Genomic DNA, 569 nt, shown 5'->3' on the forward strand with positions numbered 1-569 from the left:
GCCGTTTCTTCGGTCTGTAAAGCTCTATACCATTATGGGTGCTGATGTCTATCTGTTCCCGACCATCATCGCGCTGGGCTTTGCATGCTACGTGATTTTCCTGAATTTTAAAGGTGCAAGTTCCGCTGCCAAGCTGCAGGCGTTTTTGACGAAGGCGCTGCTGGGAGGCATGCTTCTGGCTATGGCCATTTCCTTTGTAAAGGGCGGCCCGCACAACATATTACCTGCGTTCGGACAGGTGGAAGGAGCGGGATCTTCGACAAGTGCGACCAATATGTTTGCCGGAATCGTATCCGTTCTTGTTATGACACCGTTCTTCTATGCTGGATTTGATACGATTCCGCAGCAGGCAGAGGAAGCGGCGGAGGGCCTTGACTGGAATAAATTCGGCAAGGTGATCAGTATGGCGTTATTGGCTGCCGGCGGTTTCTACATGATCTGTATCTATTCCTTCGGAACCATTATTCCGTGGTCCGATTTTGTAAAGAATTCCGTTCCGGCTCTGGCCTGCTTAAGAGACATCAATATGATCCTGTATGTCATTATGCTGGTTATCGCAACCTTAGGGC

At 49.7% G+C, this 569-nt stretch carries 1 protein-coding gene; it reads left to right on the forward strand.

Going from position 1 to position 569, the window contains the following annotated elements; all coding sequences use genetic code 11:
- Positions 1-569: amino acid permease (locus tag NE664_12925; protein ID MCQ4727537.1), on the forward strand; the 569-nt coding region annotated here is incomplete at both ends.

Origin of the sequence: Anaerotignum faecicola (assembly GCA_024460105.1) — a bacterium.
Taxonomy (GTDB): Bacteria; Bacillota; Clostridia; order Lachnospirales; family Anaerotignaceae; genus JANFXS01.